The following is a 24143-nucleotide window of genomic DNA, read 5'->3' as shown; positions in this document are numbered from 1 at the left end:
CGAATGCTCCTAGAGAGTTGCGCCCGCGAAGCGCAGTCACCGACGGTCTAACAAAGCAAGTGCTTGGTAGGTTAGCCTACAGGGCATGCAGGACGTCGAGAAGTTCCGGGCGGAGGTCCGTCAGTGGCTCGCCGACAATCTGGTCGGCGAATTCGCAGCTCTCAAGGGGCTCGGTGGGCCCGGGCGCGAGCACGAGGCGTTCGAGGAACGCCGGGCGTGGAACCAGCATCTGGCCAAGGCCGGGCTGACCTGCCTGGGTTGGCCGGTCGAGCACGGCGGCCGCGGCCTGTCCACCGCGCACCGGGTGGCGTTCTACGAGGAATACGCCAAGGCCGACGCCCCGGACAAGGTCAACCACTTCGGTGAGGAGTTGCTCGGTCCCACGCTGATCGCCTTCGGGACGCCCGAGCAGCAGCAGCGCTTCCTGCCGCGCATCCTGGACGTCACCGAGCTGTGGTGCCAGGGCTATTCGGAGCCCGGCGCCGGCAGTGACCTGGCCAACGTGGCGACCACCGCCGAACTCGACGGTGACGAGTGGGTGATCAACGGTCAGAAGGTGTGGACATCGTTGGCACACTGGGCGCAGTGGTGCTTCGTGGTCGCGCGCACCGAGAAGGGGTCCAAGCGGCACGCCGGGCTGTCGTATCTGCTGGTGCCGCTTGATCAGCCGGGCGTGGAAGTCCGCCCGATCATCCAGCTGACCGGCGACTCGGAATTCAATGAAGTGTTCTTCGACGACGCTCGCACCGAGGCCTCTCTGGTGGTCGGTGAGCCCGGCGACGGCTGGCGGGTCGCGATGGGGACGCTGACTTTCGAGCGCGGCGTGTCGACGCTGGGACAGCAGATCCGTTACGCCCGTGAGCTTTCCAACCTGGCCGAGCTCGCCCAGCGCACCGGAGCCGCCGACGACCCGTTCATCCGCGAGCGGCTGACCCGGGCGTGGACCGGGTTGCGGGCCATGCGCAGCTACGCGCTGGCCACCATGGACGTCGAGCAGCCCGGCCAGGACAACGTGTCGAAATTGTTGTGGGCCAACTGGCATCGCGATCTGGGCGAGCTGGCCATGGACGTCATCGGCAAGCCGGGGCTGACGCTGACCGACGGCGAGTTCGACGAGTGGCAGCGGCTGTTCCTGTTCACCCGCGCCGACACGATTTACGGCGGATCCAACGAGATCCAGCGCAACATCATCGCCGAGCGGGTGCTCGGCCTACCCCGAGAGGTCAAAGGATGAGTCTGTCCGAAGCTCCGAAAGAGATTGCCGGACATGGGCTTCTGCAGGGCAAGGTGGTGGTCGTGACCGCCGCCGCGGGCACCGGCATCGGCGCTTCGACGGCACGACGGGCGCTGGCAGAGGGTGCGGACGTGGTGATCTCTGATCACCACGAACGCCGGCTGGGGGAGACCGCCGAGGAGCTGGCCGCACTGGGGCAGGGCCGCGTCGAAAGCGTGTTGTGCGACGTGACGTCCACCGCTCAGATCGATGGGCTGTTCGCGTCGGCCACCGCGCGGATGGGACGCATCGACGTCCTGGTGAACAACGCCGGCCTGGGCGGGCAGACCCCGGTGGTCGACATGACCGACGAGGAATGGGACCGCGTCCTGGACGTCACCCTCACGTCGGTGTTTCGCGCCACCCGCGCGGCGCTGCGCTACTTCCGTGACGCGCCGCACGGTGGGGTGATCGTCAACAACGCCAGCGTCCTGGGCTGGCGCGCGCAGCACTCGCAGTCGCACTATGCCGCGGCCAAGGCCGGGGTGATGGCGCTGACCCGTTGCAGCGCAATCGAAGCCGCCGAGTATGACGTGCGGATCAATGCGGTGTCGCCGAGCATCGCGCGGCACAAGTTCCTGGAGAAGACGTCGTCGTCGGAGTTGCTCGACCGGCTGTCCGCCGGCGAGGCCTTCCGGCGGGCCGCCGAGCCGTGGGAGGTGGCGGCCACCATCGCGTTCCTCGCCAGCGACTACTCCAGCTACCTGACCGGCGAGGTCATCTCGGTTTCCAGCCAGCACCCGTGAGCTGCGATCTCGCTGACTAGCGCGAGCCCGCGACGTGTTTACAATTGTCGACCAACGCGGTTGATGCAGGTGGGAGGACGCTGTGAGCGAAGGACCGGGTCACCGGCCGTGGGGTGAGAACCCGACTCCCGCAAGCACACCCGGCCAGCCTCCGGGCGCCCCGTGGCAATCGGGCGCGGGCTGGCCGCAACAGTGGGGGCAGGGCGGCCAGGCAACGCCTTTCGACCAGCCCGCGTACGGCCCGTGGTCGTCGGCGCCGCCGGTCACCGTCGCGCACTTCAACGGGCCGCACGGTGGGCCGCCCGGTCAACGCAATCGCAAGCCGTTGATCATCGGACTGAGTGTGGCGGCCGCCGTGCTCGTCGTGGTCGTCATCGTCGTGATCGCCGTCAGCAGCGGCGGTGGATCGGGCAGCGCCGGTGATGCCGCCAAGGGCTACCTGGAAGCGCTTGCCCGCGGGGACGCGCAAGCCGCGCTGACGTACAGCACCGACCAGCCGGCGTCGAAGGAATTCCTGACCGACGACATCCTCAAACGGCAGATCGCGCGATGGCCGATCACCGATATCAAGATCCTCGACGACAATTCCGCGCGCGGCTTCGGCTTCGGGCAGGTGCATGTGTCGGCGAAATTCGGCGACAACACCTCGGACGTGACCATGTCGATCAAGAAGGCCGGCAACGACTGGAAGCTCGACCACGCCGCGATCAAGGTGGACACCCTCAACGCGGGCATCGAACAGGCCGCCGTCAAAACCGCGACGTTCTTCGGCAAGCCCGTCGGCACCGCACCGGTCTACGTCTTTCCCGGTTGGCTGGACGTTGCCAGCAGCAACCCGAATCTGGCCGTCAACCCGAAAAAGCCGTTCCTGCTTGACAATCTGACGACCGCGGGCGCGTACTTCAACGACCTGGAATTCAAACTGAGCGACAAGGGTGTGGCTGCGACCAGTTCCGCGATCTCGGCGGCGCTGGCGAATTGCGCGAACTCCACCCAGCTGCGGCCGGCGGACTGCCCCCAGCACGCGTTCGACTACGACCTGGTGGACGGGACCGCGGCGTGGGGCAAGCCGGACATCAGTGGCCTCAAGATCAATCTGTTCGACCCGTTCCGTCTCGAGGCGTCGTTCTCCGGGCCGGTCAACTTCCCGCTGACCGCACAGACCCGATCGGGAGGCACCAAAACGAGCGTGGTTAACGCGTTCGTGTCCGGCAACGCCGACGAGTCGCAGAACCCGCCGGTGGTCTCGCTGCGCTGACCCTCGGGGGCGGCCCGGCGACGGGAAACCACACCTCGGTGGCCAAGCAAGCGCTTGGTTGATACTCTGATCGGGTGGACCGAGTGCCCGGTCAGGCCAACAGCCGGCGAGACGAGCTACTGGAGCTTGCGGCGACCATGTTCGCCGAGCGTGGATTGCGTGCCACCACCGTGCGCGACATCGCCGACAGCGCCGGCATCCTGTCCGGCAGCCTGTATCACCACTTCTCCTCCAAGGAGGAGATGGTCGACGAGCTCTTGCGCAGTTTCCTGGATTGGTTGTTCGCGCGCTACCGCGAGATCGTGGACAGCGAAGCCAATCCCCTGGAGCGGCTCAAGGGATTGTTCATGGTGTCGTTCGAGGCGATCGAGCACCGGCACGCGCAGGTCGTCATCTACCAGGACGAGGCCCAGCGACTGTTGTCCCAGCCCCGGTTCTCCTACATCGAGGACATGAACCGGCAGCAGCGCAAGATGTGGCTCGAGTTGCTCAATCAGGGCGTGGCGGAGGGCTACTTTCGGCCCGACCTCGACGTCGACCTGATCTACCGCTTCATCCGGGACACCACGTGGGTGTCGGTGCGCTGGTATCAGCCGGGCGGGCCGCTCACCGCGGAGCAGGTGGGCCAGCAATACCTCGCCATCGTTCTTGGCGGAATTACTGCGGAATCGAAGAAGATCGAAGAAGGAGTCTGAAATGCCAGAGGCGTACGTCATCGACGCTGTGCGTACCGCGGTCGGTAAGCGAGGCGGATCGCTGGCCGGGGTTCACCCGGTGGATCTGGGTGCCCTGGGCTGGCGCGGACTGCTTGACCGGGTCGACGTCGATCCCGCCGCCGTTGACGACGTGATCGCCGGCTGTGTCGACGCCATCGGCGCGCAGGCGGGCAATATCGCCCGGCTCTCGTGGCTGGCCGCCGGCTATCCCGAAGAGGTTCCCGGCGTCACCGTCGACCGGCAGTGTGGTTCCAGCCAGCAGGCCATTTCCTTTGGCGCACAGGCGGTCCTGTCCGGCACGGCCGACCTGATCGTCGCCGGCGGCGTGCAAAACATGAGCCAGATCCCGATCTCGTCGGCCATGACGGTGGGCGAGCAGTTCGGATTCACCTCGCCCACCAACGAGTCCAAGCAGTGGCTGCACCGCTACGGCGACCAGGAGATCTCGCAGTTCCGCGGGTCGGAGCTGATCGCGGAGAAGTGGAACCTGTCTCGCGAGGAGATGGAACGCTACGCGCTGACCAGTCACGAGCGCGCGTTCGCGGCCATCCGCGGCGGTCACTTCGACAACGAGATCATCACCGTCGAAACGGAATCCGGGCCGTTCCGGGTTGACGAGGGCCCGCGTGAGTCGTCGCTGGAGAAGATGGCCGGACTCAAGCCGCTGGTCGAAGGGGGCCGGCTGACGGCGGCCATGGCCAGCCAGATCTCCGACGGTGCCAGTGCCGTGCTGCTGGCGTCCGAAAAGGCCGTCAAGGAGCACAATTTGACGCCGCGGGCACGCATCCACCACATCAGCGCCCGCGCCGCCGACCCGGTCTTCATGCTGACCGGGCCCATCCCGGCGACCCGCTACGCGCTGGACAAGGCCGGGCTGTCCATCGACGACATCGACACCGTGGAGATCAACGAGGCGTTCGCGCCGGTGGTGTTGGCCTGGCTCAAGGAGATCAAGGCCGACCCGGAGAAGGTCAACCCCAACGGCGGCGCGATCGCGCTCGGCCACCCGCTGGGCGCCACCGGCGCCAAGCTGTTCACCACCATGCTCAACGAACTGGAGCGCATCGGCGGTCGCTACGGCCTGCAGACCATGTGCGAAGGCGGTGGCACGGCCAACGTCACGATCATCGAGCGTCTGTAACTCGCTGCCGCGCTAGCGGGTGGCCACGACCATCCCGATGCCGCCCAGGGCGAGCAGCCAACTGGTGAAGCTGCCCACCAGGAAGTACTCGGTCACCTCGTCGATGCCGACGTCGCCGTTGCGGTTTGTCTGAGCGTTCAATTCGGGAAATCGGATGATGCCCTTGGCGGCGACGACGGCGCTGGCCGCGGCCACCTGTCCGCCGACACCGAGGCTCAGGATCAGCAGGCGCTCCATCGGTCCCAACAGCCTGCCGCCCTTGAGCCGGTCCGACGGCTGCGGCTCGCCGGCCGGGCGCACCGCGCCCACCGAGCCAAGCACCAAGCGCACCAACTGATTTGCGGTGGCGAACTGGACCAGGACCACACCGACGAGCATCAGCAGCCGGGTGGGCGCGACATGGTCGAGCGGCAGGTGAACCCAGGCCGACCACCGCGCGACGGCGCCGCTGGCCGGCGAGGACCAGCCGGACGACACCGTCAGCAGCGCCAGCGTGGAGCCGAAGACGGCCAACGGTGCACCTTGCGCGGTGCCGCTGCGCTCGCTTCGCGCGCACAGCCATTCCCAGGCGATGACCGCCCCGGCGGCCGGCACCAGCAATGCGATGTCGCCGGCATGCCACAGGGCCCCGAGTGCCGCGCATGCCAGTACCACCACCGGCCCGATCAACAGCGGCGGCCAGAGGGCGCGGGTCGCCCGCCGGCAGAGGTCGGCGACGCCCAGTGCGATGAGAAAGACCGCGATGGCGCTCACGGCAGGCTCCGAAGATATTGGCTGGCAAGGACAATCAGATCCAGGCCATCGCGACTGGCGCGCTGCGATACCGCCGACGGGCTGATGCCCTCGTCGGCGGCGAGCTCTCTTTTGGTCCGGCCTGTCATCAACCCCGTCACAATCCGCAACGATCTCTCATCGAGCGATCCAAGCAGATGGTCCCGACAAATCAGGGCCGCGTTGACCGCCGCGACGTCGTCGCGTGTGTCGCCGTCGGCCCGGAACGTCGTGCGCACCAGCGTGAAGCCCGGCTGCCGCTGAGCCGCTGCGGTCTGCTGGATGGCCTCCCGCGCGGTCCACCAGCCCGGCCCGTCCTGGATTCCCGCGTCGGCATCGAGGACGGTGACCGCGCCCCAGCCGATGCCGAACCGGACGTCGACTTCGGGGCCGACGACCAGCCGCAGCGACAGGGCCGCATCGATCGCGGCACCCACGGAGGGGTAGCTGCCCTGAAACTCGTCGCCGACGGTGAACGCCGGGGGGTCGATGGCGTCGCCGGCGACTTGCCGCAGGGCGGTCGCCAGGTCCCGGTGCAGCTTCGGCCGGTCGACGGCGCGCCGGGAGCCGACGACGTCGCCGATGAGGGTTGCTCGCGGTGAAGGGTAATGCTTCATCCGGACCATATGAAGATTATAGCTTAATAGCACAAAACTTTAGCTATGCACTTCAATCATTGACTCGGTCGGTTACGGCCCTTCCACCAGCCCGGATGCCGCCTGCAGGTGCTTGACCGCGTCGCGCACGATCGAGTCGATCAGTTCGGCGCATGACGGCAGGTCCTCGAGGATGCCGGCCACCTGGCCGGAAGCCAGCACGCCGGCATCGGTGTCCCCGTCAACCAGGCCGGCTTTCAACAGCATCGGGGTGTTGGCCGCCATCACCACCTGCGACCACGTCAGCTCCTTGCCGTGACGCATCGCCAGGCCGTCGCTGATCATCGATCGCCACGTCATCTGAGACATGTGCTTGAACTTGGCGGCGTTGCGCACCGCGGCGGTCAGACCCCTGATCGGGGTACCGCTTTCCAGCTTCTCGACCAGGCCGGTGCGCAGCACCCGGTGCGGCATGCCGTCCACCCGCGTCGTGACGACCGTGCCGTCCAGCGCCGATTCCAGGTAACGGCGTTTCACCGCATCCGGCACGGTCGAATCCGAGGTCAACAGGAAGCGGGTACCCATCGCGACGCCCGCGGCGCCGTAGCTCAACGCGGCCGCCAGGCCGCGTCCGTCGAAGAATCCGCCGGCCGCGATCACCGGGATCCCGCTGCCCTGCACGGCATCCAGCACCGAGGGCAGCAGCAAGGTCGTGGCGACCGGCCCGGTGTGGCCACCGCCCTCGCCGCCCTGCACGATCATCGCGTCGGCGCCCCAGCTCGCCACCTTGCGGGCGTGCTTGGCGGCGCCGATCGACGGAATCACCACCGCGCCGGCCTCTTTCAGCCGCGCGATGAGTTCCTGTTTGGGCGCGAGGGCGAAGGACGCCACCTTGACGCCTTCGCGGATCATCAGGTCCACGCGGTCGCCGGCGTCGGCGGCGTCGGCGCGGATGTTCACCCCGAACGGCTTGTCCGTGGCGGCCTTGACCTTGGCGATGGCCGTGGCCAGTTCGTCCAGCGTCATGGTGGCCGAGGCTAGGATGCCCAGCCCGCCGGCGTTGGCCGTGGCGGAAACCAGCCGGGCGCCGGCCACCCAGCCCATCCCGGTCTGGACCACCGGGTGCTCGACACCGACCAGCTCGGTCAGCGGCGTGCGCAGCTTCATATCCGCCGCCGACGATGCAGTGGGGGCACCCCCAGCCGCGAAGCGGCGAGGGGGACGAAGCGATGAGGAGACGAAATATTCATCAACGGATCTCTCTGTCGCGCAGCGACTTCGGGTCGATGACCTCGCGGATCAGGCGCAGCTCGTCGTCAGTCGGCAGCCTGGTCTCCGCGGCGTCCTCCAGCCCATGCACCTCGAACGAGGTGTTCTCGGCGACCTCATCGGCCGTGACTCCGGGATGCAGCGACACCGCGCGCATGGCGCGGTCCGGCCCGCCGAAGTCGAACACGCCGAGGTTGGACACCACCCGATAGGTGTTCGCGAAGCGGAACGCCGGGTTGTCGAAGTCCACTTTGTCCCAGCCGATTCCGCAGACGATGTCGACCTTCTCGCAGAACACCCGCTTGGAGTGATTGCCCACCCAGTAGCTGGTCGCGTGGTTGACGGCGTTGCCGGGCGCACCGCGCACGCCGAACATCTGGCGCTTGGGCTGCTGCAGCGGACCGAACGCCGAGATGTTCTGATTGCCAAAGCGGTCAACCTGATTGGCGCCCATCACCACGTGCCGCCGGCCCCACGCCAGGGTCTCGAAGACCCGGCCGAAGGGCATCCAGCCCTCGACGGGAGCAGACGCGCCCAGGGCCGGGGTCTCGGCCATCAGCTGCGCTTCGCCGTCGGTCAGCAGGATGTCCGGTGAAAAGGTCAACCGGGCCAGCCGCGCGCCGACCGAGGCCATGTTGGTCATCGGGCTGACCATGATCTCGCCGGCGTCCCTGAACAATTCGGCGCAGGCGATCGCACAGATCTCGGGTCGGGTGATCGCATCGCCGCTCATGACGAGGCCTCCTCTTTGAACGTGCGCACGGCCGCCTGATAGTCCTCTTCGCTGCCCGACAGGAAAGTCTGCACGAACTGCTGCCAACCCTCGTCGGTGGAGGCCGCCTCGGCGTAGTGCCGCTGAAACTTCTCGTCGCGCCCGTAATCCGGCGCCGCGGTGGTGAAGTGAGCGCCGCCCGGCGCCTCGATCACGCCGTCGACCATCATCCGGTTCACCAGCAGCGCCTGCGGCGGGACCGCCTTGACCAATTCCTGGGTGGACACGATGCGCTCAACCGACAGGAAGCGCTTCTCGGCGGCCATCAGGAGGAGGTCGTCGAAGTAGGGGTCGATGCCGGTGTAGGCCGCATTGCCTTGCGCGTCACCGAGATTAAGATGCGCGAAGGCGGCGTCCAGGCGCAGCGCCGGCATCGCGATCAGGGTCTCGTGCCCACCGCCGGGTGCCGGATACGGGCTGGTCACCGTCTGCAGCTCGCCCTCCCAGAAGTCCAGCACCGAGCTGCCCAGCCCGGCCCGAATCGGCAGGAACGGCAACCGTTGTGCGGCGGCCTGCAGTCCGCAGCGCAGCATGCCCTCATCCATCTCCCGGGCCTCGATCGCGCCATCGACACGGGCTTTGGCGAACCAGGGGTCGTAGAAGGGCGGGGAGTCCAACGAGACGAATCCGTAGTAGGCCCGCTTGACCTTGCCGGCCGAGCACAGCAGGCCCAGGTCCGGCCCGCCGTAGGTGACAACGGTCAGGTCGGTGATGTCGGTGCGCAGCAGCGCACGCACGAACGCCATGGGCTTGCGCCGCGATCCCCAGCCGCCGATCCCGATGGTCATGCCGCTGCTGATCTGGGCGACGGCCTCGTCGAGGGTGGTGCGTTTGTCGCTCACTTGTTGCCCTTCTCGGTGCCGGCGAACGCGTCGCGGTGCTCGTCGGAAACGCCCGCGAGGTTGAGCTCGAACGTAAAGCCTTGTTCCATGCGGTAACTCGAGTTGACTCGTTGCACGTCGATCAGGTTCAGCGCCTCCTTGGCCGCGCGGATAACGCGGGTGTCCTTGGCGGCGATGCCGCGCGCGACCCGCAGGGCGGCCTCGTCGAGCTCATCGCGCGGCACCACTTCGTGCACCGAGCCGAAGTGGTGCAGGGTGGCGGCGTCGACGGTGGCCGCGGTGAAGAACAGCCGCCGCATCATGTGCTGGGGAACCAGTCGCGACAGGTGCGTCGCCGCACCGAGCGCGCCTCGTTCCACCTCCGGCAGCCCGAACGTGGCGTCGTCGGACGCCACGATGACGTCGGAATTGCCGACCAGCCCGATGCCGCCGCCGACGCAGAAGCCGTTGACGGCGGCGACGACGGGCACCGCGCACTCGTAGACCGCGCGGAACGCGGCGAAGCAGCCGCGGTTGGCGTCGATCAGCGCGGTGAATCCCTCGGTGCGCTGCATCTCCTTGATGTCGACCCCGGCGTTGAAGCCACGGCCCTCGGCGCGCAGGATCACCACGTGGGTGTTGGGGTCTTGGCCTGCCGCGGTGATGGTGTCGGCAAGTTCGAACCAGCCGCGCGACGGGATGGCGTTGACGGGCGGGAAGTCGACGGTGACCGCGACGATGCCCGGCTCGGTGGTGGTGGATGTGATGGGCAAGGTGCCACTTCCTTGTGGGGGGTAACTACCTAAGCAAGCACTTGCTTGGTACGCTAGCACAGTGACTCGCGCCGAAGCATCCGACGCCATCAACTTGGGGCTGGCCGGGCGGGTCGTTCTCGTCACCGGCGGTGTCCGCGGGGTGGGTGCCGGCATCAGCTCCGTTTTCGCCAGGCAGGGCGCCACCGTCGTCACCTGCGCGCGACGGGCGGTCGACGGATTGCCCTACGACTTCCACTCATGCGACGTCCGCGACGACGACGCCGTCAAGGGATTGATCGACACCATCGTGGACCGGCACGGGCGGCTCGACGTCGTCGTCAACAACGCCGGCGGATCGCCCTACGTGCTGACCGCGGAGTCCAGCGCCAATTTCAACCGCAAGATCATCGAACTCAATCTGATTGGTGCGCTGTCGGTTTCGCAGCATGCGAACGCTCACATGCAAGGCCAGCAGCAGGGCGGCTCGATCATCAACATCTGCAGCCTGTCCGGCCGCCGGCCGTCTCCCGGAACAGGTGCCTACGGTGCGGCCAAGGCCGGCCTGGAAAGCTTGACGCAGACCCTGGCGGTGGAGTGGGGTCCGAAGGTCCGGGTGAACGCCTGCGTGGTCGGCATGGTGGAGACCGAGCAGTCCGAACTGTTCTACGGGGATGCCGACTCCATCGCGGCGATTTCGAAGAATGTGCCACTCGGCCGGCTGGCCGAGCCCGCCGATATCGGTTGGGCCGCAGCCTTTCTGGCTTCCGACGCCGCGTCCTACATCAGCGGGGCGTCGTTGGAGGTGCACGGCGGCGGCGAGCCGCCGCACTATCTGGCCAGCACCAACGCGAGCGCGATTAAGTAGAGGAGACAAAAGCATGGGAGTGGTTGACGGCCGCGTCGTCATCGTCACCGGAGCGGGCGGCGGTATCGGTCGCGCGCATGCGCTGGCCTTCGCGGAAGAAGGCGCGCGTGTGGTGGTCAACGACATCGGGGTGGGCCTGGACGGTTCGCCGGCCGGCGGTGGCAGCGCCGCCCAGAGTGTGGTCGACGAAATCGTCGCCGCCGGGGGTGAAGCCGTCGCCGACGGATCCAACATCGCCGACTGGGAGCAGGCGGCGAGCCTGATCCAGACCGCCGTCGAAAACTTCGGCGGCCTGGACGTTTTGGTGAACAACGCCGGCATCGTGCGCGACAGGATGATGGCCAACACCAGCGAAGAGGAATTCGACGCCGTCATCGCCGTGCACCTCAAGGGGCACTTCGCCACGATGCGCCACGCCGCGTCGTACTGGCGCGGGCTGTCCAAGGAGGGCAAAACCGTTGACGCCCGGATCATCAACACCAGTTCGGGCGCCGGCCTGCAGGGCAGCGTCGGGCAGGGCAACTACAGCGCCGCCAAGGCCGGCATCGCGGCGATGACGTTGGTCGGCGCCGCCGAGATGGGGCGCTACGGCGTCACCGTCAACGCCATCGCGCCCTCGGCTCGCACCCGCATGACCGAGACGGTGTTCGCCGAGATGATGGCGACGCAGGACCAGGACTTCGACGCCATGGCGCCGGAAAACATTTCACCGCTGGTGGTTTGGCTGGGCAGCGCCGAATCGCGCGACGTCACCGGCAAGGTGTTCGAGGTCGAGGGCGGCAAGATCCGGGTCGCCGAGGGCTGGGCGCACGGGCCGGAGATCGACAAGGGCGCCAGGTGGGATCCCGCGGAACTGGGACGCGTCGTCGCCGATCTGCTCGCGAAGGCGCGACCCCCGGTCCCGGTCTACGGCGCCTAGCGCGGCTCGCACACCACCAGCGGAATCACCCGGTCGGCGGTCTCGCGGTACTTGCGATAGGGCGGGTACATCCGCGTCAATCGTGGCCAATACCGTTCGCGCTCAGCGTCGGTGGCGTCGCGGGCGACCAGGTCCAGGCGCTGGGCGCGGATCTGCACCCGCACGTCGGGGTTCTCCTTGAGGTTGAGATACCACAGCGGATCCTCGTCGCGCCCGCCGAAGGACGCGGGCAGGATCACCCGCTCGCCGTCGCGCAGGTACAGCGTCGCGGTGGTTCGCGGCTCGTCGGATTTGCGTCCGGTGGTGGTCAGCAAGGCCGCCGGGAACCGCAGCAGCTTGGCACCGACCTTGCCGTTTGTTCGTCGGTACACCCAGATGTGGGCGCGCGCGAAATACTTGAGCAGCAGCGCAATCGGGCGCGAGTTGCGAATCCAGCGGCGGTCGGACATGGTGCCCAGATGATTCCCCACCTGGGTGAGATGAAACTTAGGGATCGCAGATGACGATCGGGATGACCCGATCGGTCCAGGCCCGGTAATCGTCGAACGAGGGGTACATGGGGTCCAGCTTCGGCCAGTACTCGGCGCGTTCCGCCTCGGTGGCATCGCGCGCCTGCAGCTGCAGCACCTCGTCCTTGATCTGCACAGAGACTTTGGGATCGGCCTTGAGGTTGAGGTACCACTGCGGGTGTTTGTCGCTGCCGCCCCTGGAGGCGACCAGGATCACCCGGTTCCCCTCGCGCAGGTAGAGCAGCGGGCTGACCCGCGGTTCGCCGCTCTTGCGGCCGATGGTGGTGAGCAGCGCGACCGGAGCCTTCTGAAACGTGTCGCCGAACTTTCCGTTGCTGCGCTTGTAGATCCACGCGTTGCCCTTGGCCATCCATTTGATGATGAAGCTGACCCAGGGCGCATTCAGTGCACGTGGCTTCGGTTTCGGCATGGGAGCTCCTTGACGTCCCTAACGCTGGATGAATGGTTGGAAGCGAACCCTGATGTGGTGGATTTCGGCCTTCCCGCTTGGGCTTTCGGCCGGAATCACGAAGGTCTCGTTGACGTGCGCGGCCAGGCGCCGGCCGACGAACGCCACCTTGGTCAGCACCTGGTATGTCGCGTGCACCCGGTCGCCGTCGACGCGGTAGTCCGGTGGCGTGGTGTCCGCGAGCAACCGGTACTGCAGCCCGCGATTGAGGCTGCGCCGCAGGTGATTTCCGGAGAAACCGTTCTTGATTCCCTGCTCGATGCGGGTGCACCTGCGCGCGAACGGAACGGCGTCACCGTCGTGGTTGACCAACGCGTCGATGTAGGCCTGCGCCGCGGCGATGCGGCTGTCGTCGGAGACGCTCACCAGAGAGATGGAAACCGGCCGGGCGCTAGATGCGCTCGATGATGGTGCCCGTCGACAGGGCGCCGCCCGCGCACATGGTGATCAACGCGGTGGTCTGATCGGTGCGTTCCAGCTCGTGCAGCGCGGTGGTGATCAGCCGGCTGCCGGTGCTGCCGACCGGGTGGCCCAGCGCGATGGCGCCGCCGTTGACGTTGACCTTGGCCATGTCCGGGTCGTGCACGCGCGCCCACGACAGCACCACGGAAGCGAATGCCTCGTTGATCTCGGTGATGTCGATGTCGCCCATCTTCATCCCGGCCTTCTCCAGCACCTTCGCCGTCGACTGCACCGGGCCGTCCAGGTGGTAGTACGGCTCGGCCCCGACCAGCGCCTGGCTGACGATGCGGGCCCGCGGCCGCAGGCCCAGCGCCTTGGCCTTGTCCTCGTCCATCCACAGCACGGCCGCCGCCCCGTCGGAGATCTGCGACGAGGTTCCCGCCGTGTGGATTCCGCCCTCGAGGACCGGCTTCAGCGAGCTCAGCCCCGACAGCGTGGTGTCGCGCAGGCCCTGGTCGCGGCTGATGGTCACGCGCTCGGACGTCGGTTGCTTGTTCTCGTCGAGCGCCGGGGCCTCGATCGGGGAGATCTCGCGGTCGAAGCGCCCCTCTTCCCAGGCCTGCTTGGCCTTGGTCTGGGACGCCAGGCCGAACTCGTCGATGTCCTCACGGGTGATGCCGCGCCGCTTGGCGATGCGCTCGGCCGCGGTGAACTGGTCGGGCAGGTCGATGTCCCACGATGCGGGCCGCAGGATGGTGCGGTCCGGACCGGCGTTCGCGCCGAGCCCGACGCGGCTCATGGCCTCGATGCCGCACGCGATGCCGATGTCGATCGCGCCCGCCGCGATCAGGCCGGCGACCAGGCCGTTGGCCTGTTGACCGCTGCCGCACTGGCAGTCCACGGTCATGGCGCCGACGTGCTCCGGCAGCCCGGCCACCAGCCAGCTGACCCGGCTGATGTTGTTGGACTGCTCGCCGTACTGTGTCACGCAGCCGCCGATGACCTGTTCGACGTCGCCGGCGTCGATGCCGGCCTTCTCGACCAGCGCCTTCTGGACCGCACCCAACAGCTCGGTGGCGTGCAGACCGGACAACCATCCGTTCCGCTTGCCGATGGGGCTACGAGTGGCTTCAACGATGACAGGGTTACCCATTCCGTCAGGCTAGAACACGTTTCATTACTCTGACAAGCGAGGATGGTGACCTGCCTTTTATCTGCGCAGGAGGCATGTTTTACTGGCACTAGAACACGTTGCAATTAGTGTTGTAAAAGGAGCGCACTCTACATGGCACCCCCCAACATTCCCGCCGACTTCGACTTTCTTGACCCCGACGTCAACCTCGCCGGCTTGCCCGTCGAGGAACTCGCCCAGCTGCGTAAGGCAGAGCCGATCCACTGGGTTGACATCCCGAATGGCGCGGGCGGGTTCGAGGACCACGGATACTGGATCGTCACCAAGCACGCCGACGTCAAGGAGGTGTCGAAGCGCAGCGACATCTTCTCCAGCTGGATGAACGGCGCCATCCCGACCTGGCCGCCGGAGATGAAGCGCGAGCAGGTCGAGCTGCAGCGCAGCGTCATGCTCAACATGGACGCGCCGCACCACACCCGGCTGCGCAAGATCATCTCCCGCGGGTTCACGCCGCGGGCCATCGGACGGCTGGAAGCCGAGCTGGCCCAGCGCGCCCAGAAAATCGCCGAGACCGCCGCGAAAGAGGGCAGCGGTGACTTCGTCGAACAGGTGTCGTGCGAGCTGCCCCTGCAGGCCATCGCGGGTCTGCTGGGCGTTCCGCAGGAGGATCGCGACAAGCTCTTCCGCTGGTCCAACGAGATGACCGGTGGTACCGACCCCGAGTACGCCACCGTCGACCCCGCCCAGTCGTCGATGGAACTGATCATGTACGCGATGGCGATGGCGGCGGAGCGCAACCAGAACCCCACCGACGACATCGTCACCACGCTCATCCAGGCCGACATCGACGGCGAGAAGCTCTCCGACGACGAGTTCGGCTTCTTCGTGGTGATGCTGGCCGTGGCGGGCAACGAGACCACGCGGAACTCGATCACCCACGGCATGATCGCGATGGCGAACAACCCCGATCAATGGGAGCTCTTCAAGAAGGAGCGCCCAGCGACCGCTGCGGACGAGATCATCCGTTGGGCCACACCGGTTTCGGCCTTCCAGCGCACCGCCAACGAGGACACCGAGTTGAGTGGCGTGCAGATCAAGAAGGGCCAGCGGGTGGTGATGTCGTACCGGTCGGCCAACTTCGACGAAGAGGTCTTCGAAGACCCGCACAGCTTCAACATCCTGCGCGACCCGAACCCGCACGTCGGATTCGGCGGCACCGGAGCCCATTACTGCATCGGTGCGAACCTGGCCCGTATGACGATCAACCTGATCTTCAACGCGGTGGCCGATCACATGCCGGACCTCAAGCCGATCGGCGAGCCCGAGCGGTTGCGGTCGGGTTGGCTGAACGGCATCAAGCATTGGCAGGTCGACTACGCCGGCAAGCCGGCGGTGACGTCCTGATGGATTTCGATCTCACCGCGACGCAACAGGCCGTCGCTGATGTGGTGACGTCGGTGTCCGAGCGCGAATTGAACTGGGACGCTTTGGTCAGCGGGGGCGTTACGGCGCTTCCGGTGCCCGAACGTCTCGGCGGGGACGGCGTGGGTCTGCCCGAGGTCGCCACCGTGCTCACCGAGATCGGCCGCCACGGCGCCATCACGCCGGCGCTGGCCACGCTGGGTTTCGGCGTTCTGCCGCTGCTTGATCTGGCCTCCGACGAACAGCAGGACCGGTTTTTGGCCGGCGTCGCCAAGGGTACGGTCCTGACCGCGGCCCTCAACGAGCCCGGGACCGCACTGCCGGACCGGCCCTCGACCACGTTCGCCGACGGGCGGTTGTCGGGCACCAAGGTCGGCGTCGGCTATGCCGGACAAGCGGATTGGATCATCGTCACCGCCGACAGCGCGGTGGTGGTGGTGTCGTCGAAGGCCAACGGGGTCGAGCTGGTCCAAACGCCGACCTCGAACAGCTCCGAGGAGTACACGGTCACGTTCGCCGACGTCGCGGTCGAAGACTCCGACGTTCTGGCCGGCGCGACGGCTTCCCGGGTCAACCAGTTGGTGCTGGCCGCCATCGGCGCCTACACCGACGGGCTGGTGGCAGGGGCACTGCGCCTCACCGCCGACTACGTGGCCAACCGCAAGCAGTTCGGCAAGCCGCTGTCGACGTTCCAAACCGTGGCCGCCCAGCTCGCCGAGGTCTACATCGCCTCGCGGACCATCGATTTGGTGGCGAAGTCGGTGGCCTGGGGGCTGTCGGAAAGGGGCGGATCCGCCCCTCAGGTCCAAGACGATCTGGATGTCCTCGGCTACTGGATCACCTCGCAAGCGCCGCCGGTCATGCAGATCTGCCATCACCTGCACGGCGGGATGGGAATGGACATCACCTACCCGATGCACCGGTACTACTCCACGATCAAGGACCTGTCCCGGCTGCTGGGCGGTCCTTCTCATCGTCTCGATCTGGTGGGAGCGCAATGTTCATAGACCTGACTCCAGAGCAGCGCCAGCTGCAAGCGGAACTGCGGGAATACTTTTCGAACCTGATCTCGTCCGACGAGATGAAGGCGATGGAGCAGGATCGTCACAACGAGGCCTACCGCGCGGTGATCCGGCGGATGGGCCGCGACGGCAAGCTCGGCGTCGGGTGGCCAAAGGAGTTCGGCGGCTTGGGCTTCGGTCCGATCGAGCAGTCGATCTTCGTCAACGAGGCGCACCGGGCCGACGTGCCGCTGCCCGCGGTGACTTTGCAGACGGTCGGCCCGGTTCTGCAACAGTTCGGCAGCGATGAGCAGAAGAAGAAGTTCCTGCCGGCCATCCTGGCGGGCGAAGTCCACTTCGCGATCGGCTACACCGAGCCCGAGGCGGGCACCGACCTGGCCTCGCTGCGGACCACTGCCGTGCGCCAGGGCGACGAGTACATCGTCAACGGGCAGAAGATCTTCACCACCGGCGCCCACGACGCGGACTACATCTGGCTGGCCTGCCGCACCGACCCGGAAGCCGTGAAGCACAAGGGCATTTCGATCCTGATCGTCGACACCAAGGATCCCGGTTACTCCTGGACGCCGATCATCCTGTCCGACGGCGCGCACCACACCAACGCCACCTACTACAACGATGTACGGGTGCCCGCCGACATGTTGGTCGGCGAGGAGAACGGCGGCTGGCGGCTGATCACCACTCAGCTCAACAACGAGCGGGTAATGCTGGGCCCCGCGGGCCGCACCGCCGGCATCTACGACCGGGTGCACGCCTGGGCGTCCAAGCCGGGCAGCGACGGCGTCACGCCGATCGACCACCAGGACGTCAAGCGGGCCCTCGGTGAGATCCACGCGATGTGGCGGATCAACGAGCTGCTCAACTGGCAGGTGGCCGCCGCGGGCGAGGACATCAACGTGGCCGACGCCGCGTCGACGAAAGTCTTTGGCACCGAGCGCATCCAGTACATCGGCCGGCTCGCCGAGGAAATCGTGGGCAAGTACGGCAACCCCGCCGACTCGGACACCGCCGACCTGCTCAACTGGCTGGATTCCCAGACCAAGCGCAACCTGGTCATCACCTTCGGCGGGGGCGTGAACGAAGTGATGCGCGAGATGATCGCCGCGTCCGGCCTCAAAGTGCCGAGGGTGCCTCGATGACCGATATCAAGGAAGCGGTCGCGGAAATCACCGCCACCGTCGTCGCCAAGCCGCGGGATGCCCGGGATCCGGTGAACCAGCCGACGATCAACAACTGGGTCGAGGCGCTCGGCGATGCCAACCCGATCTACGTCGACGAGGCCGCCGCCAAAGCCGCCGGTCATCCCGGAATCGTCGCACCACCGGCCATGATTCAGGTGTGGACCATGTTCGGACTGGGCGGCGAGCGCCCGACCGACGACCCCATGGGCCCGATCATGCAGCTGTTCGACGACGCCGGCTACATCGGCGTGGTCGCGACCAACTGTGAGCAGACTTACCACCGGTATCTGCGCCCCGGCGAGCGGGTCACCGTCCACTCCGAGATGCGCGACGTGGTGGGCCCCAAGCAGACCGGGCTCGGCGAGGGCTGGTTCATCAACCAGCACATCACCTGGCGGGTCGGCGACGAGGACGTCGCCGAGATGGCCTGGCGCATCCTGAAATTCCGGCCCCGCGAGGATTCCGGCGCCGCCGCCTCCGTACCGCAGGACCTGGACGCCGACGCGATGATGCGTCCCGCGGTGTCGCGCGACACCGCGTTCTTCTGGGAGGGCGTCAAAGCGCACGAGCTGCGCATCCAGCGCCTCGCCGACGGCACGCTTCAGCACCCGCCGGTGCCTGCGGTGTGGCAGGACAAGGCCGAACCCATCGACTACGCGGTGGCCAGCGGCCGCGGCACCGTATTCAGCTTCGTGGTGCACCACGCGCCGAAGGTGCCCGGTCGCACGCTGCCGTTCGTGATCGCACTGATCGAACTGGACGAGGGTGTTCGGATGCTCAGCGAGCTACGTAACGTCGACCACGCCGAGATCAAGATCGGAATGCCGGTCCGCGCAACCTATATCGACTTCCCGGCCGGTGAGTCCGGCCCGGAGTGGAGCCTCTACGCCTGGGAGCCCGTGGGAGACGGAGCATGAGCGCACCCGTTGTTGAAGTGGGCACGACCCTGCCCGAGCTCAAGTTGCAGGGCACGCCGACGTTCATCATCTCAACGGCCCTGGCCACCAGGGACTTCCAGGACGTCCACCATGACCGGGACCTGGCCCAGTCCAAAGGCTCCAAGGACATCTTCGTCAACATCCTCACCGACACCGGTCTGGTGCAGCGTTACGTCACCGATTGGGCGGGCCCGACGGCGCTGATCAAATCGATCGGCCTGCGCCTCGGTGTGCCGTGGTACGCCTACGACACCGTCACCTTCTCCGGCGAGGTGACCGCCGTCGATGACGGCCTGATCACGCTGAAGGTGTTCGGCCGCAACAGCCTTGGCGACCACGTCATCGCCAACGTAACGCTGACCATCGGGGGCGCATGATGTTGTCGGGTAAGGCCGCGATCGTCGGCATCGGCGCCACCGACTTCTCCAAGGACTCCGGCCGCAGCGAGCTGCGGCTCGCGGCGGAGGCGGTCCTGGATGCGCTGGACGACGCCGGGTTGAGCCCGTCCGACGTCGACGGGCTGACCACGTTCACGATGGACACCAACAACGAGACCGCCGTCGCGCGCGCGGCCGGCGTCGGTGACCTGAAGTTCTTCTCGCAGATCGGGTACGGCGGCGGTGCCGCGTGCGCGACCGTCCAGCAGGCGGCGCTCGCCGTGGCCACCGGGGTGGCCGACGTCGTCGTGGCGTACCGGGCGTTCAACGAGCGATCGGGCATGCGGTTCGGTCAGGTGCAGACCCGGTTCGTGGGAAACGCAGGCGTGCAGGCTGATTCGACAGCGGCGGACAATTCGTTCTCCTACCCGCACGGGCTGTCCACGCCGGCCGCGCAGGTCGCGATGATCGCTCAGCGCTACATGCATCTGTCCGGTGCCAGCAGCCGGGACTTCGGTGCGATTTCGGTGGCCGACCGCAAGCATGCGGCCAAGAACCCCAAGGCGTATTTTTACGAGAAGCCGATAACCATTGAGGACCACCAGAATTCGCGGTGGATCGCCGAGCCGTTGCGGCTGCTGGATTGCTGCCAGGAGACGGACGGCGCGGTCGCGATCGTGGTGACGTCGCCGGAGCGCGCGAAGGACCTCAAGCAGCGACCGGCGATCATCGAGGCGGCGGCCCAGGGTTCCAGCCCCGACCAGTACACGATGGTCAGCTACTACCGGCCCGAGCTCGGCCTGCCCGAGATGGGTGTCGTGGGCCAGCAGCTCTGGGGGCAGTCGGGGTTGAAGCCGACCGACATCCAGACCGCCATCCTGTACGACCACTTCACGCCGTTCACCCTGATTCAGTTGGAGGAGTTGGGGTTCTGCGGCAAGGGCGAGGCCAAGGACTTCATCGCCAACGGCGCCATCGAGATCGGCGGGCGGCTGCCGATCAACACCCACGGTGGGCAGCTGGGCGAGGCCTACATCCACGGCATGAACGGCATCGCCGAAGGCGTGCGGCAACTGCGGGGCACCTCCGTCAACCCGGTGCCCGACGTTGAGCACGTCCTCGTCACCGCCGGTACCGGCGTGCCGACGTCGGGCCTGATCCTCGGCTAGCCGCTTCGGTCGTTGGGTCCGGCTTCCAGCCGAGTGTGAAGTTAGCTTCACATTCGCCGTCGAGCGTGAAACTAACTTCACGCTCGACGACTGAAGTGACGTTACGAGCGACTCGTGCGACGCTGCTGCCATGGGAGAGCCGTTCCTCGGCAGCGAAGCCGTTGCTCGAGGCACATTGACCAGGGGCCGTTTAAGCACAGGGTATGTGCGGCTTTTCCGAGACGTTTACGTCAGTCGGGATGCAGACATCACAGCGGCGCTGCGAGCGAGGGCGGGCTGGTTGTGGTCCGGGCGCCAAGGCGTGGTCGCCGGGTTCGCCGCCGCGGCGCTACACGGGAGCAAATGGGTCGACGGCTTGACGGTGGTGGACCTCATTCACGAGAATCGCCATCCCCAGGCTGGAATCAGAGCGCACGGAGACCGTATCGAGGACGACGAGATCTCCGTCATAGGAGGAATCTCGGTGACCTCGGCAGCCAGGACAGCCCTCGATATGGGCTGCTGGTATTCGACCACTGCCGCGGTTGCCGGCATCGATGCGTTAGCCCGCGCGACGCGAATCAAGGCGGCCGACGTCGAGCTGCTCGCAGAAAGGTACTCGCGCCGCCGGGGCATCGTGCAGGCGCGCAAGGCCATCGCATTATTCGACAGTGGGGCGCAGTCTCCGAAGGAGTCGTGGCTGCGGATTGTGCTGGTACAAGCCGGCTTACCGCCACCGCAGACGCAGATCCCTATCACCGATGAGCTCGGCGATCTCATCGCATATCTCGACATGGGCTGGGAAGAAATGAAGGTCGCGGTCGAGTATGACGGTGATCATCATCGGACGGATCGGCGTCAGTATGGATGGGATATTCGTCGCTCAGAAATGCTGCAGCGTCTCGGCTGGATCATAGTGCGGGTAGTCGCAGGCGACCGGCCGGCAGAGATCGTTCGCCGGGTGCACGCGGCTCGCGCTCGGCGAATGTGATGTTAGTTTCACGCTCGTCGCCCAACGTGAAACTAACTTCACACTCGGCGAAACGGGGCCAACCCCTAGGTGGGCACCAGTTCGACGCCCGACAGCACGACGGCGTTGTCGCGCGAGGGCGCGACAACGCTGGCCAGGAAGCGGCCGTTGTCCTTCCAGATGCCGACCTTGAGGGTTTCGCCGGGGAACGCGACCCCGGCGAAACGTGCGCCGTAGGCCGCCACCGCTGCGGTGTCGCCGTCGAGTAGCGCATCGGTGATCGCCTTGCAGGTCATGCCGTAGGTGCACAGCCCGTGCAGGATGGGCTGGGAAAAGCCTGCGGCAGCGGCGAATTCGGGATCGGAGTGCAGCGGGTTGCGGTCGCCGCACAGCCGGTAGAGCAGCGCCTGCTGCGGCAGGATCGGCACGTCCACCTCGAGATCGGGGGCACGGTCGGGCGCGCTGTCTGACGTCGAAGGCCCACGCTCGCCGCCGAAGCCGCCTTCGCCGCGGGCGAAGATGGACCGGCGCTGCGTCCACAGCAGCGTGCCGTCCGGCGCGGTCACCGTCGTCTCGCTCCAGATCACCGCGGCCTTGCCCTTGTCCCAGATGTCCGTGAACCGGGTGACGGCCTTGGCCGAACCCGACGGCGGCAGGGGGGCGGGCGCCTCGACGCGCTCGCTGGCGTGCAGCACCTTGCTCAGCTCGATGTCGATGCCGGGGAACTTGACGGTCGGCGGCTTCGTCACATGGAAGGTGGCGGCGACGTTGCCGAACGTCGGCAGCACCTGCGGGGTGTCGTCGATCAGGTAGCGCAGCTCGCGCGGGTCCATCGGATCGGCGCCGGCGCCCAACCCGAGGTGGTAGAGCTGCACATCACTGCTCGCCCAAGAGAATTCGATGGGATCCAGCTCGCTATTCAGCGCGACGTCTACGTCGATGGGCATCGCGGTTACCTTTCCCCGGCTCCGCCGGCGATGTGCAACGCCGCCAGGTAGCCGAACGTCATGGCCGGGCCGATGGTGCCACCTGGACCGGGGTACGTGTGGCCCATCACCGGGGCGCTGACGTTGCCCGCGGCGTATAGGCCTTCGATGATACTGCCGTCGTCGCGCAGCGCCCGGCCGTGGATGTCGGTGCGGATGCCGCCCTTGGTGCCCAGGTCACCGGGCACCATCTTGGCCGCGTAGTACGGCGCGTGACTGATCTCGCCCAGGTTCGGGTTCGGCTTGTTGGTCGGGTCGCCGTAGTACCTGTCGTAGGCGCTCTCGCCGCGCTGGAAGTCGGTGTCGATGCCCGAGCGCGCGAAGCCGTTGAAACGCTCCACGGTCGCGGTGAATTCGCTCACCGGAAGCCCGGCCTTCTGGGCCAGCTCCGCAAGCGTGTCGGCCTGGATGATGACGCCCGACTCCAGCCACTTGCGCGGTATGCGTTGTCCTGGCTGCAATCCGGCGAAAATATAGCGGTCCCGGTACTGCTGGTCGAACACCAGCCAGGCGGGGATGTTCTCGCCCGGGCCAGGTCCCTGACCGTATTCGCCGCCGTACATGTGATGGCAGGCTTCGACGTAGGGCATCGACTCGTTCATGAACCGCTTGCCCGACATGTTGACGATGATCGACCCCGGCGAGTTGCGCTCGGACAACGCGAACCACGGCGCACCCACCAGCGGGACGGTCGGCCCCCACCAGGCGTCTTCCATGATGTCCAGTGCGGCGCCGAGCTTTTCGCCCGCCAGGATCCCGTCGCCGGTGTTGGCCACCGCTCCGACGGTCCACTCGGTGGTGATCGGCGCGCGCTGATATTTCACCCGCATCTGTTCGTTGTGCTCGAACCCACCCGATGCCAGGATCACGCCGCGCCGGGCCCGGATCAGTTGAGGCTCACCCGATTCGGCATCGCCGGCGCCGCGCACATAAACACCGCGCACCACACCGTCTTCGACGTAGAGGTCGGTGAGGGCGGTGTTGAGCACCACCGGAACCCCGGCCCGCTGCAACCCGATCCGCAGCGGCCCGATCAACGCCCGACCCATGCCGACGAGGTTCTTGCCGGTCGCTTTGGCCCACATGGTGCGTGCCCCGACCTTCAGGCTGCGCAGCACACCGCGCGGGTGACGCTTCAGCTGGTTCAGCCGCACGTAATCCTGTTGCATCACCACGACGTTGAGGGGGACCTTGCCGTAGGCCGGCTCCAGACCGGCTTCGTCGGCGCCGAGCTTGCGGGCGTTGAACGGCTTCGGCTCGATCGATCGGCCCTCGGCGCGGCCCCCCGGCGACTCGGGGTAGTAGTCGGAGTACTTCGGCACCCAGCACATCTTCAGCGGGGTGTGCTTCAGCACAAACGACAGCATCTCGGGCCCGCGCTCGAGGTAGGTGTCGATGCGTTCCGGCTCGACGACGTTGCCGACGATCCCGTGCAGATAGGTCCGGGCGGCCTCGGCGGTATCGCGGACCCCGTCACGCTTGAGGACTTCGTTATTTGGGATCCAAACGCCGCCGCCTGAGCGTGCGGTCGAACCGCCGAAGTGCGGGGCCTTCTCGATGACTATGGTGGAAAGACCCCGGTGAGCGGCGGTAAGGGCGGCCACCATGCCGGCCCCGCCGCTCCCGACCACGACGACGTCGTACTCCTGCGCTGACATGTAGAACACGTTATAGAATTGCCCTGG

Annotated in this window: 26 protein-coding genes; 14 read left to right on the top strand and 12 right to left on the bottom strand. The window is 66.9% G+C overall.

Going from position 1 to position 24143, the window contains the following annotated elements:
• Positions 1 to 85: 85 nt before the first annotated feature.
• The 5 genes from ipdE1 (at position 86) to fadA6 (ending at position 5134) form a co-directional block, all read left to right on the top strand.
• Positions 86 to 1234, top strand: a complete 1149-nt coding sequence (gene ipdE1, locus ACZYVJ_RS11980) for an acyl-CoA dehydrogenase IpdE1 (RefSeq protein ID WP_463831186.1) — start codon at positions 86 to 88, stop codon at positions 1232 to 1234.
• Positions 1231 to 2019 carry a (5R,7aS)-5-hydroxy-7a-methyl-1-oxo-2,3,5,6,7,7a-hexahydro-1H-indene-carboxyl-CoA reductase gene (ipdF, locus tag ACZYVJ_RS11975; RefSeq protein WP_463831185.1) on the top strand — a complete coding sequence of 263 codons (789 nt, stop codon included), beginning with the start codon at positions 1231 to 1233 and terminating at the stop codon, positions 2017 to 2019. Before ipdE1 ends, ipdF begins: the two co-directional genes overlap by 4 nt.
• 82 nt (positions 2020 to 2101) lie before the next feature.
• Positions 2102 to 3277 carry a hypothetical protein gene (locus ACZYVJ_RS11970; protein WP_463831184.1) on the top strand — a complete coding sequence of 392 codons (1176 nt, stop codon included), beginning with the start codon at positions 2102 to 2104 and terminating at the stop codon, positions 3275 to 3277.
• Between the two features lie 74 nt (positions 3278 to 3351).
• Positions 3352 to 3972, top strand: a complete 621-nt coding sequence (gene kstR2, locus ACZYVJ_RS11965; protein WP_463831183.1) for a TetR family transcriptional regulator KstR2 — start codon at positions 3352 to 3354, stop codon at positions 3970 to 3972.
• 1 nt (position 3973) lies between these two features.
• A complete protein-coding gene (fadA6, locus tag ACZYVJ_RS11960) occupies positions 3974 to 5134 on the top strand; it encodes a steroid 3-ketoacyl-CoA thiolase FadA6 (RefSeq protein WP_085292171.1) in 1161 nt (386 codons plus the stop codon).
• A 12-nt stretch (positions 5135 to 5146) separates the two neighbouring features.
• On the opposite strand, the gene ACZYVJ_RS11955 is transcribed toward fadA6, so the two are convergent.
• The 6 genes from ACZYVJ_RS11955 to echA20 form a co-directional block, all read right to left on the bottom strand.
• Entirely contained in the window at positions 5147 to 5887 is a 741-nt protein-coding gene (locus ACZYVJ_RS11955; protein WP_463831182.1) for a hypothetical protein, read from the bottom strand.
• Positions 5884 to 6531 (bottom strand): SatD family protein, encoded by a 648-nt coding sequence (locus ACZYVJ_RS11950; protein ID WP_463831181.1) that lies wholly within the window; start codon positions 6529 to 6531, stop codon positions 5884 to 5886. Before ACZYVJ_RS11950 ends, ACZYVJ_RS11955 begins: the two co-directional genes overlap by 4 nt.
• Positions 6532 to 6594: 63 nt before the next feature.
• The gene (gene ipdC / locus ACZYVJ_RS11945; protein ID WP_463831180.1) at positions 6595 to 7668 is read right to left on the bottom strand and encodes a (3aS,4S,5R,7aS)-5-hydroxy-7a-methyl-1-oxo-octahydro-1H-indene-4-carboxyl-CoA dehydrogenase; all 1074 of its coding nucleotides are present in this window, start codon (positions 7666 to 7668) and stop codon (positions 6595 to 6597) included.
• Between the two features lie 82 nt (positions 7669 to 7750).
• Positions 7751 to 8503 carry a cholesterol ring-cleaving hydrolase subunit IpdB gene (gene ipdB / locus ACZYVJ_RS11940; protein ID WP_463831179.1) on the bottom strand — a complete coding sequence of 251 codons (753 nt, stop codon included), beginning with the start codon at positions 8501 to 8503 and terminating at the stop codon, positions 7751 to 7753.
• The gene (gene ipdA, locus ACZYVJ_RS11935; protein ID WP_463831178.1) at positions 8500 to 9384 is read right to left on the bottom strand and encodes a cholesterol ring-cleaving hydrolase subunit IpdA; all 885 of its coding nucleotides are present in this window, start codon (positions 9382 to 9384) and stop codon (positions 8500 to 8502) included. The genes ipdB and ipdA overlap by 4 nt, the downstream gene beginning before the upstream one ends.
• Positions 9381 to 10136 carry a (7aS)-7a-methyl-1,5-dioxo-2,3,5,6,7,7a-hexahydro-1H-indene-carboxyl-CoA hydrolase gene (gene echA20, locus ACZYVJ_RS11930; RefSeq protein WP_463831177.1) on the bottom strand — a complete coding sequence of 252 codons (756 nt, stop codon included), beginning with the start codon at positions 10134 to 10136 and terminating at the stop codon, positions 9381 to 9383. The genes ipdA and echA20 overlap by 4 nt, the downstream gene beginning before the upstream one ends.
• A 61-nt stretch (positions 10137 to 10197) precedes the next feature.
• Here echA20 and ACZYVJ_RS11925 point away from each other — a divergent pair, with 61 nt between their 5' ends.
• Positions 10198 to 10983, top strand: coding sequence for an SDR family oxidoreductase (locus tag ACZYVJ_RS11925; protein WP_463831176.1), 786 nt, complete (start codon positions 10198 to 10200; stop codon positions 10981 to 10983).
• Positions 10984 to 10996: 13 nt separating this feature from the next.
• A complete protein-coding gene (locus tag ACZYVJ_RS11920) occupies positions 10997 to 11902 on the top strand; it encodes an SDR family oxidoreductase (protein WP_463831175.1) in 906 nt (301 codons plus the stop codon).
• Here ACZYVJ_RS11920 and ACZYVJ_RS11915 read toward each other — a convergent pair.
• The 4 genes from ACZYVJ_RS11915 to ACZYVJ_RS11900 are packed head-to-tail and all read right to left on the bottom strand — an operon-like array spanning position 11899 to position 14435.
• Positions 11899 to 12351 carry a nitroreductase family deazaflavin-dependent oxidoreductase gene (locus ACZYVJ_RS11915; protein WP_463832964.1) on the bottom strand — a complete coding sequence of 151 codons (453 nt, stop codon included), beginning with the start codon at positions 12349 to 12351 and terminating at the stop codon, positions 11899 to 11901. The two genes, ACZYVJ_RS11920 and ACZYVJ_RS11915, sit on opposite strands and share 4 nt — an antisense overlap.
• Before the next feature lie 37 nt (positions 12352 to 12388).
• Positions 12389 to 12841, bottom strand: a complete 453-nt coding sequence (locus ACZYVJ_RS11910; RefSeq protein WP_463831174.1) for a nitroreductase family deazaflavin-dependent oxidoreductase — start codon at positions 12839 to 12841, stop codon at positions 12389 to 12391.
• 18 nt (positions 12842 to 12859) lie between these two features.
• Positions 12860 to 13249, bottom strand: coding sequence for a DUF8021 domain-containing protein (locus ACZYVJ_RS11905; RefSeq protein ID WP_463832963.1), 390 nt, complete (start codon positions 13247 to 13249; stop codon positions 12860 to 12862).
• Positions 13250 to 13271: 22 nt separating this feature from the next.
• The gene (locus tag ACZYVJ_RS11900) at positions 13272 to 14435 is read right to left on the bottom strand and encodes a steroid 3-ketoacyl-CoA thiolase (RefSeq protein ID WP_065050856.1); all 1164 of its coding nucleotides are present in this window, start codon (positions 14433 to 14435) and stop codon (positions 13272 to 13274) included.
• Positions 14436 to 14567: 132 nt separating this feature from the next.
• On the opposite strand from ACZYVJ_RS11900, the gene ACZYVJ_RS11895 reads away from it, so the two are divergent.
• The 7 genes from ACZYVJ_RS11895 (at position 14568) to ACZYVJ_RS11865 (ending at position 21493) form a co-directional block, all read left to right on the top strand.
• Positions 14568 to 15818: a cytochrome P450 gene (locus tag ACZYVJ_RS11895; RefSeq protein WP_463831173.1), complete on the top strand. Its 1251-nt coding sequence runs from the start codon at positions 14568 to 14570 to the stop codon at positions 15816 to 15818.
• The gene (locus tag ACZYVJ_RS11890; protein ID WP_463831172.1) at positions 15818 to 16843 is read left to right on the top strand and encodes an acyl-CoA dehydrogenase family protein; all 1026 of its coding nucleotides are present in this window, start codon (positions 15818 to 15820) and stop codon (positions 16841 to 16843) included. Before ACZYVJ_RS11895 ends, ACZYVJ_RS11890 begins: the two co-directional genes overlap by 1 nt.
• Positions 16834 to 17997, top strand: a complete 1164-nt coding sequence (gene fadE29, locus ACZYVJ_RS11885) for an acyl-CoA dehydrogenase FadE29 (protein ID WP_064882143.1) — start codon at positions 16834 to 16836, stop codon at positions 17995 to 17997. The genes ACZYVJ_RS11890 and fadE29 overlap by 10 nt, the downstream gene beginning before the upstream one ends.
• The gene (locus ACZYVJ_RS11880) at positions 17994 to 18956 is read left to right on the top strand and encodes a bifunctional MaoC family dehydratase N-terminal/OB-fold nucleic acid binding domain-containing protein (protein WP_463831171.1); all 963 of its coding nucleotides are present in this window, start codon (positions 17994 to 17996) and stop codon (positions 18954 to 18956) included. Before fadE29 ends, ACZYVJ_RS11880 begins: the two co-directional genes overlap by 4 nt.
• Complete coding sequence (locus ACZYVJ_RS11875; protein WP_463831170.1) at positions 18953 to 19354, top strand: MaoC family dehydratase; 402 nt, start codon at positions 18953 to 18955, stop codon at positions 19352 to 19354. The genes ACZYVJ_RS11880 and ACZYVJ_RS11875 overlap by 4 nt, the downstream gene beginning before the upstream one ends.
• Complete coding sequence (locus tag ACZYVJ_RS11870; protein ID WP_463832962.1) at positions 19354 to 20523, top strand: lipid-transfer protein; 1170 nt, start codon at positions 19354 to 19356, stop codon at positions 20521 to 20523. The genes ACZYVJ_RS11875 and ACZYVJ_RS11870 overlap by 1 nt, the downstream gene beginning before the upstream one ends.
• A 130-nt stretch (positions 20524 to 20653) precedes the next feature.
• A complete protein-coding gene (locus tag ACZYVJ_RS11865; protein ID WP_463831169.1) occupies positions 20654 to 21493 on the top strand; it encodes a hypothetical protein in 840 nt (279 codons plus the stop codon).
• Positions 21494 to 21558: 65 nt separating this feature from the next.
• Here ACZYVJ_RS11865 and ACZYVJ_RS11860 read toward each other — a convergent pair whose 3' ends face one another.
• A complete protein-coding gene (locus ACZYVJ_RS11860) occupies positions 21559 to 22419 on the bottom strand; it encodes a MaoC family dehydratase (protein ID WP_463831168.1) in 861 nt (286 codons plus the stop codon).
• Positions 22420 to 22424: 5 nt separating this feature from the next.
• Complete coding sequence (kstD, locus tag ACZYVJ_RS11855; RefSeq protein ID WP_463831167.1) at positions 22425 to 24116, bottom strand: 3-oxosteroid 1-dehydrogenase; 1692 nt, start codon at positions 24114 to 24116, stop codon at positions 22425 to 22427.
• Positions 24117 to 24143 lie beyond the last annotated feature (27 nt).

It is taken from the genome of Mycobacterium sp. IDUB_3, assembly GCF_055419585.1.
Note: the sequence above shows the minus strand (reverse complement) of the source record. Positions and strands in the feature narration are given on the sequence as shown.